The following is a 19573-nucleotide window of genomic DNA, read 5'->3' as shown; positions in this document are numbered from 1 at the left end:
GCATGACGCGAAGGCAAATGCCAGCCGTGGCCGCTCTGGAGACATCAGATGAAGCAAGAGACGGCCGACAATTCCGGTTTCGACGTCGTCGATTCGGCGCTGATGATGAAGGTCTTCTACGGCTTTGCCGTGCTCGCCATACTTTCGGTGGCGATCAGTCTGGGCGGCCGCTGGTTCGGCCAGACCATCGCCATGGCCGGCTACACAGATGAGGTCGCACCGCGCGAAATCGTCATCGGCAACGACGTCATTTCAGCCCCCGCCAACATGATCCGCTTCGAGAAGGCCCGCCGCGACGGCATTGCCGGGCGCCTCGATCTCTATCTGCGCTGGCCCGAAATGGACGGCTACAGCGAGGCGGCACGGCCGGCGTTCAACAATGTCGACGGCCACAAGCGCATCGTCTTTCTCAGCCTCGAACCGCGCATGATGACCCGCGACATGAGCGGCCGGCTCGCGCCAATCTACAGCGAACTGACCGTCAAGCCGGGCGTACCGGGCCCCGAAGGCATGACGCTGTTCGGCTTCACCGAGAACTCAGGCTATCTCAACGAGGTGCTTGCGGTTGCCGCGCGCAACGGCGAACCACCCTTCGTCGCTCGCTGCCTCAGCGGCACGGAGGCTGAGGAATCGCTCGCGCCTTGCGAGCGCGACGTCTTCGTCGGCAGGGATCTGAGCCTGACCTACAGATTTCCGAGGGAGCTTCTGGGAGAGTGGCGTGCGCTGGACCGGGCGGTGATCGCCAAGGCGAATGCCATGCTGCACGTGAAGTAGCTGCCGCGCGAACGTCGCCGCGCGGCGCAGGGGCCGAGCGATTGGTCAGCCCAGATCGACGTCGAGGATCGCCATCGAGAAATTGTAGTCGCCGTCGTCCTCGTCCTTGAAAACGATGCCGAGGAATTCGTCGCCGATATAGACCTCAGCCGAGTCGTCCTTGCGCGGACGTGCCTTGACCTGAAGGTTGGGGTTCTGGAACTGACGCTTGAAATAGGCGTCGAGTTTTCGGATTTCTTCCGGCTTCAACTGGCTTCTCCGGCTTGTCGTTAAGAGACGCGCTTCTGACACGCCAACCATGGCGCTGTAAAGGCAAGGCTTGGCTTACCCCCGCGCAAATCGCGCCAGCGCCCGTCACGGGCGCCGGCACGCAATCTCAGATATCGAAGCTGACGACGTGATCCATGGTCTGCGACGGCAGCAGCTGGTCCATCTGGCTCGACGGTCGGTCGCAGCCGGTTTCGCCGACGACGCGCGCCGGAACACCTGCCACCGTCTTGTTGTGCGGCACCGGCGACAGCACCACCGAACCCGCGGCGATCTTGGAGCAGTGGCCGACCTCGATGTTGCCGAGGATCTTGGCGCCGGCGCCGATCAGCACGCCGTAGCGAATCTTTGGGTGGCGGTCGCCCCCGGCCTTGCCGGTGCCGCCCAGCGTCACGCCATGCAGGATCGAGACGTCGTCCTCGACGACGGCGGTTTCACCGACGACGAGACCGGTGGCATGATCGATGAAGATGCCCTTGCCCATGCGCGCGGCCGGGTTGATGTCGGTCTGGAACACCGAGGACGAGCGGCTCTGCAGATAGAGCGCGAAATCCTTGCGGCCGCGGTTCCACAGCCAGTGCGCCAGGCGATGCGTCTGGATGGCGTGGAAGCCCTTGAAGTAGAGCACGGGCATCAGATAGCGGTCGCAGGCAGGATCGCGATCGTAATAGGCCTGGATGTCGGTGCGCACCGTGTCGCTCCACTCCGGCCGATCTTCCAGCATGGCATAGAAGGTCTGGCGGATCAGGTCGGCGCCGAGATCCTGATGCGCCAGGCGCTCGGCCAGACGGTGGATCACCGCTTCCTCGAGCGTGTCCTGGTTCAGGATCGTGGCATAAAGAAATGCCGCCAGCAGCGGGTCGCCCGCAACCGCATCGGTCGCTTCGTCACGCACCGATCGCCAGATCGGATCGACCGGCTTCACCGCGCTTGGGCGCGCTGCGGATATGGTGTTCATCGACGGTCTCCGTTCACTGCCGGCTTGTGCATTCCCGCGCGGGACATATAAGCCAGATGTTAGCACGATTGAACTCAATTTTCCTTAGTGCTCGATCAAGTGGATTTGGTTCGCGGATATTCAAGGCGCCATGGAAACTGAACCCTTGCTGGTCATGACGGCCGGTGGCGTTGCCACGATCGTCATCAACCGCCCGTCGCGCAAGAACGCCGTCACCCAGGCGATGTGGGTCGACCTGGCCCGTCATGTCCTCCTGTTGTCGTCCAATCCCGACATCCGTGTCATCGTCCTCAGCGGCGCGGGCCAGGACTTTTCCGCCGGCGCCGACATCTCCGAATTCGATACATTGCGCGGCGATGCCGACAGTGCACGCGCCTATGAGGCGACAAATTCGGCGGCCTTCGCCGCCCTGCGCAACAGCGCCATTCCCGTCATCGCGGCGATCCGCGGCATCTGCTTCGGCGGCGGCTTCGGCCTGGCGGCGGCCTGCGACCTGCGCATCGCCACGCCGGACGCCCTGTTTGCCGTGCCCGCGGCACGCCTTGGCCTCGCCTACCCGCAGGACGCGATGGGCGACATCGTCTGGGCCGCCGGACCGCAGATGGCGAGATATCTCATCTACACCGCCGGCCGCATCGATGCGCAGGCAGCCCTCTCTGCAGGGTTCCTGCTCGAAACCGTCGAACCCGAGCGTTTCGATGCCCGCGTCGCCGAGATCAGCAGGACAATTGCCGAGAATGCGCCCCTGTCGGTGCGCGCCTCCAAGGCGGCAATCCGCGCGGTGTTGAGCCGTGACGCAGGCGACACAGCCCTTGCCCGGGCCGCCGGCGACGCCACCTTTCTCAGCGACGACTATGCCGAGGGCCGCGCCGCCTTTGCCGGCCGGCGCACACCCGTGTTCAAGGGGCGGTGACATGTCTTTGATCGACGACGCCACCAAGGCGGAACTGACCGCCCTCTATCAGGCCGACGACCGCCATTACCACGGCATCCGCCACATCGAGGCTTTGCTGGGGCTGCTGACGGAGTACCGCGCCCAGTTCGCCGATGCCGAGGCGGTCGAGGCGGCGATCTGGTTCCATGACGCGATCTATGACAGCCGCGCCAAGGACAATGAGGCGCAAAGTGCAGCGCTGGCCGCCGACAGGCTCAATGGGCGGGTCGACGCCGCTCGCCTCGCCGGCATCGTCAGGATGATCGAGGCCACCGCCAGCCACGAGGTGCCTGCCTTCGAAGATGCGGCAGCCAAGGTCGACGCAGCCCTTTTGCTCGACATGGATCTGTCGATCCTCGGTGCCCCGGCTGACATCTTCGACGCCTATGAAGACGCCGTCAGGCGCGAATATGACTGGGTCAGCGACACCGACTGGTGCGCCGGTCGCGGTGCGGTGCTGCGCAATTTCCTGGCGCGGCCTCGTATTTTCCATACCGACATCTTCGTGACGCGGTTCGAAGCCGAAGCACGAGCCAACATGGAGCGCTCGCTGACAAGGCTGGGCGGCTGACGCTCAGAGCGGGTGCTCGGCATAAAACTCCAGAACGCGCTTCTTGAACGTCCTGTCGCCGACGGCCAACATGTGGTCGCGGCCTTCAATATCGAAGCTTTCGCCATGCGGCATCAGGCGTGCCAGTTCCTCGGGAGAGCCGGCGATATCGTCCTTGGTGCCGACGGCGACCAAGGTCGGCTGCATGATCCGCCTGATGTCGTTGTCGGTCACCAGTTCGCGTGAGGTCGAAATGCAGGCGGCAAGTGCCTTTTTGTCGCTGCGCGTCTGGTCGGCGAAGGCGCGGAACATCCTGGCCCGCGGCTGTGTGATCGCAGCAGGGTCCTCGGCCAGCAGTGCGGCGGCGATCGGGTCCCAGTCGCCGACACCGTCGACCATGCCGATGCCGAGCCCGCCGAACACCAGCGTCGCCACCCGGTCGGGCGCCTCCAGCGCCATGAACGCCGAGACGCGCGCGCCCATCGAATAGCCCATGACATGGGCACGCTCGATGCCGAGATGGTCGAGCAGGGCCACCGCATCGCTGGCCATCTTGCTCGGCGTGTAGTCGGCCTCGTTGTAACTCTTGGTCGAGCCGCCATGGCCGCGATGATCGAAGGCGACGGCGCGGTATCCGGCTTCGGTCAGCGTCTTGAACCAGCCCGGCGACACCCAGTTCACGAAGTGGCTGGAGGCAAAGCCATGGATCATCAGCACCGGCTCGCCGCTGCCGGCGCCCGCCGGCGGCAGGTCGAGAAACGCCAGGTCGAAACCTTCATGGAAAAAATGATCGATAGCCATCGTTGCTCCGAATGGTCTTTGGCCCAGGTCTGGCGTCAGCCCGGATTGCCGGCGGCAGCCGTGATTGCGCGATGCCTGAGCCTGACGCCGTCGGCAATGCCTGACCTGGCTGCCGTGCCGGCCTTGAGTTCGAGCACGAAGCGCGCCGGCTCGTCGGGTGCAATGACCGCTTCCGAAAATGGCGTGCCCGGCAGGACGTCGAGCACCTTGCCGTCGGGACCGACAAAGACCAGGTCAAGCGGCAATGGCGTGTTCTTCATCCAGAAGCCGACCGGCTGGGTCTGCTCGAACACGAACAGCATGCCCTGGTCGTCGGCAAGGTCCTTGCGGAACATCAGTCCCATCGAGCGTTCGCCCGGCTCGTCGGCAATCTCGATACGGAACGGCACGTCGCCCTTGGCGGTGGCAGCGATCAGTGGCTCGGCATCGACCGGCAGCTTCATCGCCTCCTGGGCAATGCTGGCCCCGGTGGCAACCAATGAAACGACAAAGGCCGGCGCCGCAAACAATGCAGCGCCGAGGGCTCCGGCCAGCAGCGATTTGCGTGTGATCATTATATCCATCTTCGGGGCGCGTTCGCGTTTCTGGTCAGGCCGATCCGAAAATGGTGGATTTCGAGAACCGGAGCAGAGCTGACATTCAGGTCCGTGAGCGCCGGAAGCGCAGAAAGCCGCCATTTGCAGGCCGGCTTCACCTGAAACCTAGTGCGAAACCGGCAAGGTCCCTAGATCGGGGTGAATTTCGGCAGCCATAAGGCCTTTGTCGCCCTTGCCGAAACGAACCAGCACCACCTGCCCCGGCCGAAGCTCGGTGACGCCGAAGCGACGCAGCGTTTCCATGTGGACGAAGATGTCCTCGGTGCCTTCACCGCGCGTCAGGAAGCCAAAACCCTTGGTACGGTTGAACCACTTGACCAGCGCGCGCTCGAGCCCGCTTTCCGGCGTGACCGAGACATGAGTGCGCTGTTCCTGCATTTCGGCGGGGTGCACGGCGGTCGAATTGTCGATGGAGAGCACGCGGAAGGCCTGCAGGCCGCGGTCGCCCTGCTTGACCAGGCAAACGACGCGGGCGCCTTCGAGCGCCGTCTGGAAGCCGTCGCGGCGCAGGCAGGTGACATGCAGCAGCACGTCGCTGCCAATTCCGTTGTCGGGAAGAATGAAGCCGTAGCCCTTGGCCACGTCAAACCATTTGATGGCGCCCGAAAGCTCGACCAGACCGACACCGTCGTGGCTGTCGTCGAGCTCGAAAGCGTCCCGGCCAGTGCCGTTCTGCACCACGAGAGAGGCCTTTTCCCCCATCAGAACGCCCCCTTTCCTTGCAAACGCCATTACTGATTCTTGAGATAAGATTAACACTTCCGTTTTGGTCTTACGCAAGGGCCGACCGGCCATTTTTCGACTTGCCCCCCGGATAGCCACAAGCTTCGCGCCAGTTCCGCAGAAAACGCACGGCCATGGTTGCCGAGCGTGCGGGCCCCGCCCTATGTATCGCCCCGAACCCCAACCCAAGGAACAGCGATGCGCTATCTGCACACCATGGTCCGCGTCAAAGACGTCGACGCCTCACTGGACTTCTACTGCAACAAGTTCGGCATGAAGGAGATCCGTCGCTCCACCAACGAAAAGGGTCGCTACACGCTGATCTTCCTCGCCGCCGACGAAGACGTCGGCGCCGGCAGCGAGCGCCAGACGCCGCTGCTCGAACTGACCTTCAACTGGGACACGGAAGACTATCAGGGCGGCCGCAATTTCGGCCACCTCGCTTATGAGGTCGACGACATCTACGCCACCTGCCAAGACCTGATGAACAAGGGTGTCACCATCAATCGCCCGCCCCGCGACGGCAACATGGCCTTCATCAAGTCGCCCGACGGCATCTCGATCGAACTGCTGCAGAAGGGTGAGCGCCAGGCCCCGGCGGAACCCTGGCTGTCGATGCCCAATATCGGCAGCTGGTAACAGCGCCAGCCCGAAACCGGGACCGGTTTCGACGGCACACGCCGGGGAGGCTCAGGCCTTCCGGGCCATGTCGAGCAAGGTCAGCACGGTGCGCCAGTTGCGCATCGTGCCCGGCACCTTCAGGGTGCGCGGCAGCATCTCGGCGAACTTTGACTTGCCGAGACCATCGGGGGCGTGAAGGTAGAGAACGTCGCCCTTGACCGCGAAGCTTTCAGGACCGGTGCAGCGCTCCGCCAGCCGCGCGATCTCTTCGGCGGTCGGCTCACGCTCCAGCGCGCTCGCATGCAGCCTGGTCGGATCATCTGCCACTTCGGGATAAGGATTGTTTGCCACCAGCGCCTCGAGCCAGCCGAGGTCGCGCACCATGATCCGCGAGCGAAAGCCCCAGCGCTTTTCGAACGCCGCCTCGATGCGCTCGGTCAGTGGACCGGCTTCGGAAGCCTCGGCTCCGAACACCACGTTGCCGCTCTGGATGTAGGTCGCAACGTCGGCAAAGCCGAGCTCTTCGAAGAATGTCCTGAGTTCAGCCATCCTGACTAGGCGGTTGCCGCCGACATTGATGCCGGAAAACAGCGCGACGAACACGCTCATATGATGAAGCCGCCCAGCGTCTCATTGTCGGTGATGTCCTGATACTGCACGCCCTCGACATCGAAACGCGCCTTGAGCAGGTCGAAGTTGCGCCGGTCCTTGGTTTCGATGCCGATCAGCACCGAGCCGAAATTGCGTGCCGACTTCTTGAGATATTCGAAACGCGTGATGTCGTCGTCCGGGCCCATGAGCTCGAGGAAATCACGCAGCGCGCCGGGCCGCTGGGGGAAGCGGATGATGAAGTATTTCTTCAACCCCTCGAAGCGCAGCGCCCGCTCCTTGACGTCGGGCAGGCGCTCGAAGTCGAAATTGCCGCCCGACACCACCGCCACCACGGTCTTGCCCTTGAGCTCTTTCTTCGAGAAGTCCTTGAGAGTGTCGATCGCCAAGGCACCGGCAGGTTCCAGCACCACGCCCTCGATATTGAGCATCTCGATCATCGTGGCGCAGAGGCGGTTCTCCGGAACCAGATGGACGCTGTCGGCCGGAAAATCCTTGAGCAGGCGCAGCGGCTCGCGACCGAGCTCGCCGACGGCCGCACCGTCGACGAAATTGTCGACCTTGGCGAGCTTGACCCGTTTGCCGGTGGCGAGGCTGTCGCGCAGGCTGGGCGCACCCGCCGGCTCGCAGAAGACGAAGCGTGGTGCAGCACCCGTCTCGGCGAAATAGCGCGTCACGCCGGCCGACAATCCGCCGCCGCCGACCGGCAGCAGCACCATGTCGGGTGCACGCCCATTCGGCATCTGGGCGGCGATCTCGAGCGCCACTGTCGCCTGGCCTTCGATGATGTCCTTGTGGTCGAAAGGCGGCACCATGTGGCCGCCCGAGCTTTCGCAAAACTCCAGGGCGGCGCGATAGCAGTCGTCGAAGAAGTCGCCGACGAGCTTGATCTCGACGAACTCGCCACCGAACAGCCGCGTCTTGTCGATCTTCTGCTGTGGCGTCGTCACCGGCATGAACACCACGCCCCGCTTGGCGAAATGCCGGCAGACGAAGGCAAAACCCTGGGCGTGATTGCCGGCCGACGCACAGACGAACAGCTCGGCCTCATTGCCGGCGGCAAGCGTCTTGCGGAAGAAGTTCAACGCGCCGCGGATCTTGTAAGAGCGCACCGGCGTAAGGTCTTCGCGCTTCAACAGCACGCGTGCGCCAGTCTTGCGCGAGAGATAGTCGTTCTCCTGCAGCGGCGTCTCGGGAAACAGCTGCCTGACTGCCCCGGCTGCCAGCGAAACCCTTTCGGCAAAACTGGTCATGGCGAAGGCACTCCTGAAATCGACCGGGCAAATGCTGTGGCCCGCGTCCCTGCGCTATTGCATATTCGGCGCCGTGAAGCCACTGTCCGGCTCCCGCCACCAGGTCCAGGCCGACAGATTGGCTCGCCGCGATACATTTGGGGATACGTCTCGGTGAACAGAATTGCCGTCCGCGCCGCGATCCACATCGCAGCCGTCTTTGCCATCTACCTGTCCGTTGCAATGCTCCTACCGGCGGCCGTCGACCTCTATTACGGCAATGACGACTGGCGCTCCTTCGCCTTCACCGCCTTGTTCATGGGCGGCCTGTCGCTGGCCATAGCGCTGGCGACACAGGGGCGCACGCCTCCCGCCAACACCCGCTTCGGCTTCCTGCTGGTCAATTTCCTCTGGCTCACGCTGGCGATCGCGGGGGCCGTGCCGTTCATGACGTCGTCACTGCAGCTCAGCGTCACAGATGCCTTTTTTGAATCGGTCTCGGGCATCACCACGACAGGCTCGACCGTCATCAGCGGGCTCGACACCGCGCCTCCAGGCGTTCTGATCTGGCGCTCGCTGCTCAACTACATGGGCGGCCTCGGCGTCATTGCGCTCGGCCTGTTCCTGCTGCCGTTCCTCAATATCGGCGGCGTTTCCTACTTCAAGATCGAATCCTCCGACATTGAAGACCGCCCCTTCGAGCGTTTCCAGACCTTCACGGTCAGCCTGATCGGCATCTACACCACGCTCGTCGTCACCTGCGCTTTCGCCTACGCTGCCGCAGGCATGACTGGCTTCGATGCAGTCAATCACGCCATGGCAACGCTCGCCACGGGCGGCATGTCGACCAGCGACACGTCCTTCATGCGTTATGCAGGCGAGCCTGCGATCCTGTGGATCGGAACCACCTTCATGTTCATCGGCTCGCTGCCGTTTTCGATCATGATCCTGTTTGCCGTTCGCGGCCGGCTCGACGCGCTGCGCGACCCGCAGATCCGGATCTTTGCCGGCTACTACGTCGTCTTTGCGGTGGCGGTCGCAGTCTATCTCAGCGTCCGCACCGGCATGCCGTTCTTCATGACCCTCAGCCACACCGCCTTCAACTTCATGTCGATCATCTCGACGACCGGTTTCGCTTCCGACGACTACACGCTCTGGGGGCCGTTTGCCGTCGCCTGCATTTTCGTCGCCACCTTTCTCGGCGGCTGCTCCGGCTCCACCACCGGCGGTATCAAGGCCTACCGTTTCCTGATCCTCTTCGAACTTCTGGCCAACGGCTTGCGCCGCCTGATCTATCCCAACACGGTGACGCCGGTGCGCTATGGCGACCGCTCCGTGCCACCTGAAATGCAAAGCGCGGTGGTCCTGTTCATCGCGTCCTTCTTCGTCATCTGGGGCATCGGGACGATCCTGATGGCAGCCACCGGCCTCGATCTCGTGACGTCGATGACGGGCGTGCTTACCGCCCTCACCAATGTCGGCCCCGGTCTCGGCCCGATCATCGGCCCCGTCGGCAACTTCGCCTCGCTGCCCGATGCCGCCAAGTGGATCTGCTCGGCCGCAATGCTGCTCGGCCGCCTTGAAATCCTCGCCGTGCTCGTGATCTTCACGCCAACTTTCTGGGGTCGCTAACTCTGTGAACTCCGGTGCGGAAGCCCTTGTTTCCGCCACAATTTCGGCAATCCGGCAACACTCCTCCACCGACTTCCGCCGAAGCTGTTACTTTCGGCTGGACCCGACTTACTTCCGCCACTATGAGCCGGTCGGGAGGAAGGCATGCTGAATGCACTGCCCGTCAGAGAGATCGCCAAAGTGTCGCCGTCGAAATACTGCCTTGTCATTGTCGCCCTCCTGTTGTCCGGTTGCATCGGGCAGCCGTCCGGCGCGCTTTTGACGGGTGCCGTGGTCAATGTCCCGGTCCAGGAGATCGCCGGCAACCATGCGATCTTCGTCGCCTCGACGCGCCAGTACGCCGCCGACAACAAGGAGGTCTTCGACCGCGACCGTTCGGCGACGCTGAACTTCGCCCGCGTCGACGTGACCGTTCCCAAGGTCCACAAAACCGGCCAGATCGAACTGCGCGGCCGCAAGGACCCGGATCCGACCAAATTCTTCACCGCCACCAACGCGGTCGGCTACCAGACGCAGCCCGAGTTCTCCAAGGCGCTCAGCGCCGACATCGCCGCACGTGGCGGCCGCGCAATGCTGTTCGTACACGGCTACAACACCTCCTTCGACGCCGGCGTCTACCGCGCTACCCAGATCGCGCATGACTCGGGCTATACCGGCACGCCGGTATTGTTTTCATGGGCGTCCGGCGGCAGCACGACCGACTATGTCTATGACAGGGAAAGTGCTGCGGCCGCACGTGACCAGCTCGAGGTGACGCTGCGCATGCTCGCCCAGTCGGGTGCGCGCCGCATCGACATCGTCGCGCATTCGATGGGCACTTGGGTAACCATGGAAGCGCTGCGCCAGCTGGCGCTGACCGGCGACCGTGACCTTGGCGGCAAGCTCGGCGACGTGGTTCTCGCCTCACCCGACATCGACGTCGACGTATTCAAGAGCCAGATGCGCCGGTACGGCAAGCCGACCAAGCCGTTCTTCCTGATGACCTCGGGCGACGACCGCGCACTCAAGCTGTCGGGCATCCTGGCCGGCTCCAAGCCGCGCCTCGGCGATTACAAGAACGCCGCCGACCTCGCCGAATACGGCGTCATCGTCGTCGACCTGTCGGATGCAAGGGGTGCGGACAGCTTCAACCACACCAAATTCGCCGACAACCCGCAGATGGTGAAGCTGCTCGGCCAGCGCCTGCGCGCCGACGACGGCTTTGCCAGCGACCGCGAGGTCACTGACCGCATCAACATGCTCGGCGGGCTGCAGTAGGGCCGCCGCTACAGGAATGAAAAAAGGGCGCCTTGGGCGCCCTTCTTGGGCGCCCTTTTTTGTCCCTGCCCTTGGCTTCCGCCTCAGACGAACAAATCGACCTTCTCGAAGGTCCTGACATCGACCAGACCGACATCCGAGATGCGCAGTTCGGGGATCACCACCAGCGCCAGCAGCGAGTGCTGCATGTAAGCGTTGTTGAGGCTGCAGCCCATGTCGCGCATTGCCTGCACAAGCTTGTCGGCTTTGGCGGCGACGATCTCGGCGCGCTCGTCCGACATCAGGCCGGCGATCGGCATCTCGACCAGCGCCAGCTCCTTGCCCTGGGAGAACAGCACGACTCCGCCGCCGACCTGCCCGAGCCGGTTTGCGGCCAGCGCCATGTCCGCCTTGTTGGTGCCGACGACGATCATGTGGTGGCTGTCATGGGCGACCGTCGACGCCAGCGCGCAGTCCTTCACGTAGCCGAAGCCCGAGACGAAGGCGTTGGTCACCTGCCCCGTGGACCGGTGGCGCTCGACAAGCGCGATCTGGCAGACGTCGTTGCGGCGGTCCATGCCGACCAGCCCATCCTCGACCGGCAGGTCGGCCTCCAGCGCGCGCGTCGGTGCCTGGTTCTCGATGACGCCGATGACACGAACGCGCACCTCGTTGGCGCCCTCGGGTGCCTTGATGTCGAAATCGAGCGCGCCGAGCTGCTTGCCAAGCTTGACCGTGTTCTTGGCCTCAGTGGGATAGGCATAGGCCGGAATGTCGATGTCGAGCCTGCCAGCCTTGGCGACGCGCACACCGCGGGCATAAACCTCGTCGATCTTCATTTCGGCCAGATCCGAGACGATCAGCACGTCGGCCAGCCTGCCCGGCGCGATCGAACCGATCTCGCGCTCGAGGCGGAAATGCTGGGCGGTGTTGATCGTCGCCATCTGGATCGCGGTCACCGGCTTCAACCCCTGCTGGATGGCGTGGCGAACGACGCGGTCCATGTGCCCGTCATGAACGAGCGTGCCGGAATGGCTGTCGTCAGTGCAGAGGATGAAGTTGCGCGGGTCGATGCCCATCTCGGTCACAGCCTTGATCTGGCTGGCAACGTCGTACCAGGCAGAGCCGAGACGGAGCATCGCCTTCATGCCCTGACGGACGCGGGCGATAGCGTCCTCGGCGCGGGTGCCCTCATGGTCGTCCTCTGGCCCGCCGGCGACATAGCCGTGAAACGGCAGGCCGAGGTCGGGCGAAGCATAGTGGCCGCCGACGGTTTTGCCGGCCTTCACCGTCTCGGCGATCTCGCCTGTCATAACCGGGTTGTTGGCGGCGACACCGGGGAAGTTCATCACTTCGCCCAGGCCGACGATGTTCTCCCAGCTCATCGCCTCGGCAACGTCCTCGACGGTCAGCACCGCACCGGCATTTTCCAGCCCCGGCGCCGACGGCACGCAGGACGGCATCTGCACATGGACGTTGATCGGCATGGCCAGCGCCTCGTCATGCATCAGCCTGACGCCCTTGAGGCCGAGCACATTGGCGATCTCGTGCGGGTCGATGAACATCGAGGTGGTGCCGTGCGGAATGACGGCGCGGGAAAACTCGGTGACGGTGACCATGCCGCTCTCGACATGCATATGCGCGTCGCACAGGCCCGGCACGAGATAGCGCCCGCCGGCGTCAACGACCTTGGTGCCCTGGCCGATGGCGTGGCTGGCGTCCGGCCCGCAATATGCGAAGCGGCCGGCTGATATGGCCAGGTCGGTGCCGGGGATGATCTCGCCCGAATGCACGTTCACCCAGCGACCGTTGCGGATGACGAGGTCGGCCGGCTTGCGGCCCATCGCGACGTCGACCAGTGCAGGTGCGGTCTCGGTCCAGGGGCGCGGCTTGGCGAAGGCGGTCGTGTTGGGCATTGCAAGGAATCCTGTGTTCTTTCGCAACGACTGTAGCGAAAGCCGCGACGGAAAACAGAGCCTTGGTTGTGCGGCATCACCGCCCCGCTATACTTGGCGGCAGAAACGGTTCGGGCCGCGTCATGCAGCATTTTCTTAACGGTCGCCGCTTGTTGTGGCCGGGGCTTGCCCTGGCAGCGCTGGCGCTTGCGATCGTGGTGCTGGGCGGCCGGCTCGCCACGCGCGCCTACATGGATGAAGCCGAGGCGCGTGGACAGACGACGCTCCGGCTTGCCGTCTCGGCTCTCACCGGCCAGATCAGCCGCTACAAGTCGCTGCCACAGCTGATCGCCGACAATGACGACATCCAGCTGCTGCTCGCCTCGCCCGACGACCAGGCGCTGCGCGACGTGGCCAACCGCTACCTCAAGTCGATCAACGGTCTGCTCGAATCGTCTGATATCTATCTGATCAAGCCGGGCGGCGACACGATCTCGGCCAGCAATTACGACCTGCCCACCACCTTCGTCGGCGAGAACTATTCCTACCGCCCCTACTACCAGGATGCCATCCGCGGCGGCATCGGCCGCTTCTTTGCGCTCGGTGTCATGTCCAATATGCGCGGCTACTACTTCTCGGCGCCGGTAATACTCGGCGAGCGCGTCGCCGGCGTCGTCGTGCTCAAGGTCCATATCGAGGAGATCGAGGCCTCCTGGCGCGGCGGCGACTTCGAGCTGACGGTTACAGACCCCGAAGGCATCATCTTCATGAGCAGCCGCCCGCTCTGGCTCTATTCGAGCATGAAGCCGCTGACTTCAGAGATGCTGGCGCGCACCACCGCCTCGCGTCGCTATTCCGATGCGATCCTGCGCAACCTGCCCGTGTCGCGCTTCATGGCCGACGGCCGCGAATTGCTGGCGATAAGCGAACGCGGCAACACCCGCGAGTTCCTCGAGGTTGCAGAGGAGATGCCCGAGGCTGGCTGGACGGTGCATGTGCTGGCCGACACGGGTTCCGCCCGCGCCCAGTCGCTGACGGCTGTCGTGCTTGCCCTGCTGGCGCTCGGCCTAGCGGCACTCGCCGGTGCCATCGTCCTGCAGCGCCGTGCTCGGCTCGCAGAACGCATGCAGATGCAGCAGTCGGCGCAACAGGAGCTCGAACGCCGCGTCGAGGAGCGCACAGCCGACCTGGCACTGGTCAACACACGGCTGGAAACCGAGGTCGCCGAGCGCCGCGCCACCGAGCAACAGTTGCGCCAGACCCAGGCCGACCTCATCCAGGCAGGCAAGCTCGCGGCCCTCGGCCAGATGTCGGCGGCACTGTCGCACGAGTTCAACCAGCCGTTGGCTGCGGTGAAGACCTATGCCGACAATGCCGCGATCCTGATCGACCGCGAGCGCGTCGCCGAGGCCCGCGACAACGTCTCGCGTATTTCGAGCCTCACCGACCGCATGGCCTCGATCAGCAGGCATCTGCGCAATTTCGCCCGCAAGCCGAACCAGAAGCTCGGCCCGGTGTCGCTGCAGGAGGTCGTCCACGACACCCAGGAAATCGTCGGCTGGCGTCTCAAGGCAGCGGATGCGACACTGTCCGTCGACCTCGGGCCGAGCCCGTTGACGATCAAGGCAGGCTCGGTGCGCCTGCAGCAGGTACTGGTCAACATCGTCACCAATGCCGCCGACGCCGTCGAAGGCCTGCCCGACCGCCGCATCGAACTGATGGCCAGGCGCAAGGCCGGCAAGGTCACCATCACTGTACGCGACCATGGACCCGGCGTGCCCAAGGCCATCGCCGAACGCATCTTCGACCCGTTCTTCTCGACCAAGGGCGTAGGCAAGGGCCTTGGTCTCGGGCTCTCGATTTCATACAATATCATCAAAGACTTCGGTGGGAGTCTTGGTGTCATGAATCATGCTGAGGGCGGGGCCTTGTTCACGATCGAGCTCGATGCGATGCGCTCCGCCATGCGCGAGGCCGCGGAATGAAGCCGCCGGTCGTGCTTCTGGTCGACGACGAGGACGAGCTGCGCCGATCGACCGCGCAGTCGCTCGACCTCGCCGGCCTCGCCGTCCAGGACAGCCCCAGCGGCGAGCGCGCCCTCGACTTCATCACCCAGGGCTTCAACGGCGTCGTCGTCTCGGACATCCGCATGCCCGGAATGGACGGCATGACGCTGATGGGACGCATCCACGAGGTCGACCCCGACATTCCCGTCATCCTGGTCACCGGCCATGGCGATGTCCAGCTTGCCGTGCGCGCCATGCGCGAGGGCGCCTACGACTTCATCGAGAAACCCTTCACCTCCCAGCACATTGCCGAAATGGCTGCGCGCGCCATCGACCGGCGCAAGCTCGTACTCGAGAACCGGGAACTGCGCGCCGCAGCTGGCAAGAACGACGACCTCGAGGCCCGCCTGCCCGGGCGCAGCAACATCATGGTCGAGTTGCGCTACAAGCTGCGCGCCATTGCCGGAACCGATGCCGACGCGCTGATCATCGGCGACACCGGCACCGGCAAGGAAGTGGCGGCTCGTGCGCTGCACGACATCAGCAGCCGCGCCACCAAACCCTTCGTCGCCATCAATTGTGCCGCCCTGCCCGAAACCCTGATCGAGAGCGAGCTGTTCGGTCACGAGGCCGGCGCCTTCCCCGGCGCGCTGCGCCCACGCTACGGCAAGTTCGAGCATGCCCGTGGCGGCACGGTGCTTCTCGACGAGATCGGCTCGATGCCGGCAGACCTGCAGGCCAAGCTGTTGCGCGTCATCCAGGACCGCATCATCTTTCGCCTCGGCTCCAACGAGCCGATACCGCTCGACGTACGCTTCATCGCCACCAGCAAGGCCGACCTCGACGCCGAGGTTGCTGCCGGACGCTTCCGCGCCGACCTGCTCTACCGGCTCAACGTCGTGACCTTGCGCATGCCCGCGCTCACGGCGCGCCGCGAGGACGTGCCGCTGCTTTTCCTGCAGCTGGTGCGCGAAGCAACCGGGCGCTACCGCCGCGAGGCGATGGAGGTGCCGCCCCGCATCGTCGCCGACATCGCCCGGCGCGACTGGCCCGGCAATGTGCGCGAATTGCGCAACGCCGCTGACCGTTTCGTGCTCGGCCTCGGGCTGCAGTCCACCGAAGAGGGCTCCAGCGACGGCGACGAGCGCCTGGCCGAGCGCGTCGCCGGCTTCGAGAAGAACGTCATCCAGGCAGCCCTCGTCGCTCATGGCGGCAGCCTCAAGCCGGTCTACGAGCAGCTCGGCATCTCGCGCAAGACGCTCTACGAGAAGATGCAGCGCTATGGTCTCGACAAGAATCAGGTCGGCATGGCGGATGCCTCCGAGCAGTAGCGGCCGCTTGGTGTGTGGAATTCCACACACCGGGAAAGGCCGATGTTACCTTTTCCACCCACCATCGAGGTCGACATGGCATTTTATGCGTCAACAGTGGCTGCGTGACATTGCGGAACGGCTCCGGCTGCCGCCCAATCGGCCATCCGACGCCGGCCCCGGAGGAGCTGTGGTCAAGGCGGAGGTCGAGTTCCGATATCTGGGAGGATTCCGTGAAGAAACTTATCGCCTCGCTGGCGACGGCAGCCGCCGTTGCCATTTTCCCGCTTGCTGCCAATGCCGCGGGCTATCCCGAACGCACCATCACCGTCGTCGTGCCCTTCGCCGCCGGCGGCCCGACCGACACCGTCACCCGTCTCGTCGCTGAATCGATGTCCAAGGATCTCGGCCAGCAGGTCATCGTCGAAAACGTCGGCGGTGCCGGCGGCACGCTCGGCGCCGGCCGCGTCGCCTCCGCCGATCCGGACGGTTACACGCTGTTGCTGCACCACATCGGCATGGCCACCAGTGCAACGCTGTACCGCAAGCTCGCCTATGACACGCTGAACGCCTTCGAATATGTCGGCCTGGTCACCGAAGTGCCGATGACCATCGTCGCCAAGAAGGACCTCGCGCCGACCGACCTCAAGGGTCTCGTCGAATACGCCAAGGCCAACAAGGACACCGTCACCGTCGCCAACGCCGGCATCGGTGCAGCATCCCATCTGTGCGGCATGCTGTTCATGAGCGCCATCGGCACGCCACTGGTCACCGTGCCCTACAAGGGTACCGGCCCTGCCATGACCGATCTGCTCGGCGGCCAGGTCGACATCATGTGCGACCAGACCACCAACACCACCAAGCAGATCCAGGCCGGCACGATCAAGGCCTATGCCGTCACCTCGCCTGCCCGCCTCGACGTGCTGAAGGACGTGCCGACCACCAAGGAAGGCGGTCTTGAGGGCATGGAAGTCGGCATCTGGCACGGCGTCTACGCGCCCAAGGGCACACCTGCCGAGGTGACCGAACGCCTGTCGAAGTCGCTGCAGGTGGCCCTGAAGGACCCCAACGTCGTTGCCCGCTTCGCCGAGCTCGGCACCATCCCGTCATCCGAGGCGGACGCGACCCCGGCAGCACTGAAGGCCAAGCTCGAAGACGAAATCGCGCGCTGGAAGCCGATCATCGAGGCTGCCGGCCAGTTCGCCGACTAAGCCACGACCCGGGCCGCGCTCCGGCGCGGCCCTTCTCCGGCTGCCCCTTCTCCCGACGGAGAAGCCCATTCGCTGCACCCCCTTGCCAATTGCCGACGCCGCGCGATCATGCGCGCGTTCGATGCTCCCTAGTCGCCCTCAGGCGCGACCAGGCCAAGGCAGGCGGACGGGGAACAGAACAAGGCAGCCACAGAACGTCAGGCGCCAGCAGAGGGCCTCGCATGAAAAACCTCGCCATCGACCCAACCAATGGAGCCTGCGGCGCGATCTTCGTCGCAACCGGCGCCTTCTTCGCCATCCAGTCGCTCGGCCTCGACCTCGGCACCACTTTCCGCATGGGACCGGGTTACTTCCCGCTCGTGCTTGCTCTGGTACTGATCCTGCTCGGGGGCATCGTCATCGTCCAGGCCACCCGCATAGCCGGCGAGCCGATCGGCCCGATCGCCTGGCGCGGCTTGGCCTTCATCCTGCCTGCGCCGATATTCTTCGGCCTCACCGTGCGCGGCCTCGGCTTCGTGCCGTCGATCTTCATCACCTGCCTGATCGCTGCCTTCGCCTCGACCCGGATGAAGCCGCTGGCTGCTGTCTTGCTCGCCGCCGGCGTGACTCTGTTTTCGGTCGTCGTGTTCAGCTACGCACTCGGCCTGCCATTCCAGCGCTTCGGCCCCTGGCTGCCGTTCTGAGGGGTATGAGATGGAACTCTTCGACAATCTCGCGCTTGGCTTCTCCACCGCCTCGACGCTCTACAATCTCGGCTTCTGCCTGATCGGCGTGCTGCTCGGCACGCTCATCGGCGTGCTGCCCGGCATCGGCGCCACCGCAACGATCGCCATGCTGTTGCCGATCACCTTCCAGATCGGCGACCCCGTCTCCTCGCTGATCATGCTCGCCGGCATCTATTACGGCGCGCAATATGGCGGCTCGACCACGGCTATCCTGATCAACATGCCGGGCGAATCCTCTTCCGCCGTCACCGCGATCGACGGCTACCAGATGGCCCGGCGTGGACGTGCGGGTGCGGCGCTGGCGATCGCCGCCATCGGCTCGTTCTTCGCCGGCACGGTGTCGACCTTCCTGGTTGCCATCTTCGCGCCGCCACTGACGGCGATCGCGCTGCAGTTCGGTGCCTCAGAATACTTCTCGCTGATGGTCGTCGGCCTGGTCTCATCCATCGCCCTTGCCCATGGCTCGATCGTCAAGGCACTGGCGATGGTCGTTCTCGGCCTGCTGCTCGGCCTCGTCGGCACCGACATCTACACCGGAACGCCACGCTTCACGCTGGGCATCCGCGAATATGCCGACGGGCTCAACTTCGTCGCGGTCGCCGTCGGCGTTTTCGGCATCGCCGAGATCCTGCGCAACCTCGAAAGCGAAAAGACCCGCGAAGTGCTGATGGCCAAGGTGTCAGGCCTGATGCCGACACGCGAGGATTTCAAGGCGATGGCAGCACCTATCCTGCGCGGCACGGCAATCGGCTCCGCACTCGGCATCCTGCCCGGCGGCGGCGCGATCCTTGCGGCGTTTGCCTCCTACACGGTGGAGAAGCGCGTCTCCAAGAACCCGGAAGAGTTCGGAAAGGGTGCGGTCGCCGGCGTCGCCGGTCCGGAATCGGCCAACAATGCCGGTGCCCAGACCTCGTTCATCCCGATGCTGACGCTCGGTATCCCGGCCAACCCCGTCATGGCGCTGATGATCGGTGCGATGATCATCCAGGGCATCGTGCCCGGCCCCAATGTGGCTACCGAGCAGCCGGCGCTGTTCTGGGGCATCATCGCCTCGATGTGGATCGGCAATTTGATGCTGATCATCCTCAACCTGCCGCTGATCGGCCTGTGGGTGAAGCTACTGACAGTGCCTTACTACGTGCTGTTCCCGATCATCATGGCGTTCTGTGCAATCGGCGTCTACAGCGTCAACTCCAACGTCTTCGATCTCTATGCCGTCGCCTTCTTCGGCTTCATTGGCTACGTGCTGGTCAAGCTGCGCTGCGAGCCGGCGCCGCTGCTGCTCGGCTTCGTGCTCGGACCTCTGCTCGAGGAAAACCTGCGCCGCGCCATGATCCTGTCGCGCGGCGACCCGACGACCTTCTTCACCCGCCCGATCAGCGCCCTGCTGCTGGCGATAGCCGCGGGCGTGTTGATCGTCGTGCTGCTGCCGGCAGTTCGCAAGAAGCGCGACGAGGTCTTCGTCGAGGAAGAAGGCTGATCAAAAACCAGCA

The 19573-nt window shown here is 64.4% G+C and carries 19 protein-coding genes; 11 read left to right on the top strand and 8 right to left on the bottom strand.

What is annotated here, in order from left to right; genetic code table 11:
* The first annotated feature begins 48 nt into the window (after positions 1-48).
* Positions 49-774, top strand: coding sequence for a hypothetical protein (locus H5P29_RS17060; RefSeq protein WP_154384030.1), 726 nt, complete (start codon positions 49-51; stop codon positions 772-774).
* A gap of 45 nt (positions 775-819) precedes the next feature.
* Here H5P29_RS17060 and H5P29_RS17055 read toward each other — a convergent pair whose 3' ends face one another.
* Complete coding sequence (locus tag H5P29_RS17055) at positions 820-1023, bottom strand: DUF3126 family protein (protein WP_067961526.1); 204 nt, start codon at positions 1021-1023, stop codon at positions 820-822.
* Positions 1024-1150: 127 nt separating this feature from the next.
* The gene (gene cysE / locus H5P29_RS17050) at positions 1151-1999 is read right to left on the bottom strand and encodes a serine O-acetyltransferase (RefSeq protein WP_154384029.1); all 849 of its coding nucleotides are present in this window, start codon (positions 1997-1999) and stop codon (positions 1151-1153) included.
* A gap of 130 nt (positions 2000-2129) precedes the next feature.
* On the opposite strand from cysE, the gene H5P29_RS17045 reads away from it, so the two are divergent.
* On the top strand, positions 2130-2912 hold the full coding sequence (locus H5P29_RS17045) for an enoyl-CoA hydratase-related protein (protein ID WP_154384028.1): 783 nt from the start codon (positions 2130-2132) through the stop codon (positions 2910-2912).
* Position 2913: 1 nt separating this feature from the next.
* On the top strand, positions 2914-3504 hold the full coding sequence (locus H5P29_RS17040; RefSeq protein WP_067961522.1) for a hypothetical protein: 591 nt from the start codon (positions 2914-2916) through the stop codon (positions 3502-3504).
* A gap of 3 nt (positions 3505-3507) precedes the next feature.
* Here the strand turns inward: H5P29_RS17040 and H5P29_RS17035 are convergent, their stop codons facing one another.
* The 3 genes from H5P29_RS17035 to H5P29_RS17025 form a co-directional block, all read right to left on the bottom strand.
* Positions 3508-4284 carry an alpha/beta fold hydrolase gene (locus tag H5P29_RS17035; protein WP_154384027.1) on the bottom strand — a complete coding sequence of 259 codons (777 nt, stop codon included), beginning with the start codon at positions 4282-4284 and terminating at the stop codon, positions 3508-3510.
* Between the two features lie 35 nt (positions 4285-4319).
* Complete coding sequence (locus tag H5P29_RS17030) at positions 4320-4838, bottom strand: DUF192 domain-containing protein (RefSeq protein WP_067966458.1); 519 nt, start codon at positions 4836-4838, stop codon at positions 4320-4322.
* A 147-nt stretch (positions 4839-4985) separates the two neighbouring features.
* Positions 4986-5582, bottom strand: a complete 597-nt coding sequence (locus H5P29_RS17025) for a cold-shock protein (RefSeq protein WP_067961518.1) — start codon at positions 5580-5582, stop codon at positions 4986-4988.
* 219 nt (positions 5583-5801) lie between these two features.
* Between H5P29_RS17025 and gloA the strand changes: the two genes are divergently transcribed.
* Positions 5802-6242 carry a lactoylglutathione lyase gene (gene gloA / locus H5P29_RS17020; protein WP_154384026.1) on the top strand — a complete coding sequence of 147 codons (441 nt, stop codon included), beginning with the start codon at positions 5802-5804 and terminating at the stop codon, positions 6240-6242.
* Positions 6243-6293: 51 nt separating this feature from the next.
* Here the strand turns inward: gloA and H5P29_RS17015 are convergent, their stop codons facing one another.
* Together H5P29_RS17015 and ilvA are read right to left on the bottom strand one after the other, a co-directional pair.
* On the bottom strand, positions 6294-6833 hold the full coding sequence (locus H5P29_RS17015; protein ID WP_067961514.1) for a DUF1697 domain-containing protein: 540 nt from the start codon (positions 6831-6833) through the stop codon (positions 6294-6296).
* Entirely contained in the window at positions 6830-8086 is a 1257-nt protein-coding gene (gene ilvA / locus H5P29_RS17010; protein ID WP_154384025.1) for a threonine ammonia-lyase IlvA, read from the bottom strand. The genes H5P29_RS17015 and ilvA overlap by 4 nt, the downstream gene beginning before the upstream one ends.
* A gap of 153 nt (positions 8087-8239) precedes the next feature.
* Between ilvA and H5P29_RS17005 the strand changes: the two genes are divergently transcribed.
* The gene (locus tag H5P29_RS17005; protein WP_067961509.1) at positions 8240-9697 is read left to right on the top strand and encodes a TrkH family potassium uptake protein; all 1458 of its coding nucleotides are present in this window, start codon (positions 8240-8242) and stop codon (positions 9695-9697) included.
* A gap of 144 nt (positions 9698-9841) precedes the next feature.
* The gene (locus H5P29_RS17000) at positions 9842-10954 is read left to right on the top strand and encodes an alpha/beta hydrolase (RefSeq protein WP_067961506.1); all 1113 of its coding nucleotides are present in this window, start codon (positions 9842-9844) and stop codon (positions 10952-10954) included.
* A gap of 83 nt (positions 10955-11037) precedes the next feature.
* Here H5P29_RS17000 and ade read toward each other — a convergent pair whose 3' ends face one another.
* Positions 11038-12849, bottom strand: coding sequence for an adenine deaminase (ade, locus tag H5P29_RS16995; protein WP_067961502.1), 1812 nt, complete (start codon positions 12847-12849; stop codon positions 11038-11040).
* A 122-nt stretch (positions 12850-12971) separates the two neighbouring features.
* Between ade and H5P29_RS16990 the strand changes: the two genes are divergently transcribed.
* From H5P29_RS16990 to H5P29_RS16970, 5 genes are all read left to right on the top strand, one after another.
* Positions 12972-14813 (top strand): sensor histidine kinase, encoded by a 1842-nt coding sequence (locus H5P29_RS16990; RefSeq protein ID WP_246670682.1) that lies wholly within the window; start codon positions 12972-12974, stop codon positions 14811-14813.
* Entirely contained in the window at positions 14810-16165 is a 1356-nt protein-coding gene (locus H5P29_RS16985) for a sigma-54 dependent transcriptional regulator (protein ID WP_067961500.1), read from the top strand. The genes H5P29_RS16990 and H5P29_RS16985 overlap by 4 nt, the downstream gene beginning before the upstream one ends.
* Positions 16166-16377: 212 nt before the next feature.
* Positions 16378-17355, top strand: a complete 978-nt coding sequence (locus tag H5P29_RS16980) for a tripartite tricarboxylate transporter substrate-binding protein (protein ID WP_067961498.1) — start codon at positions 16378-16380, stop codon at positions 17353-17355.
* A gap of 221 nt (positions 17356-17576) precedes the next feature.
* Positions 17577-18038 carry a tripartite tricarboxylate transporter TctB family protein gene (locus tag H5P29_RS16975; RefSeq protein WP_067961496.1) on the top strand — a complete coding sequence of 154 codons (462 nt, stop codon included), beginning with the start codon at positions 17577-17579 and terminating at the stop codon, positions 18036-18038.
* A gap of 10 nt (positions 18039-18048) precedes the next feature.
* Positions 18049-19560 (top strand): tripartite tricarboxylate transporter permease, encoded by a 1512-nt coding sequence (locus tag H5P29_RS16970; protein ID WP_067961494.1) that lies wholly within the window; start codon positions 18049-18051, stop codon positions 19558-19560.
* Positions 19561-19573 lie beyond the last annotated feature (13 nt).

This window comes from Aminobacter sp. MDW-2 (genome assembly GCF_014250155.1).
Lineage (GTDB): Bacteria > Pseudomonadota > Alphaproteobacteria > Rhizobiales > Rhizobiaceae > Aminobacter > Aminobacter ciceronei.
This window is presented reverse-complemented; position numbering and strand designations above follow the sequence as displayed.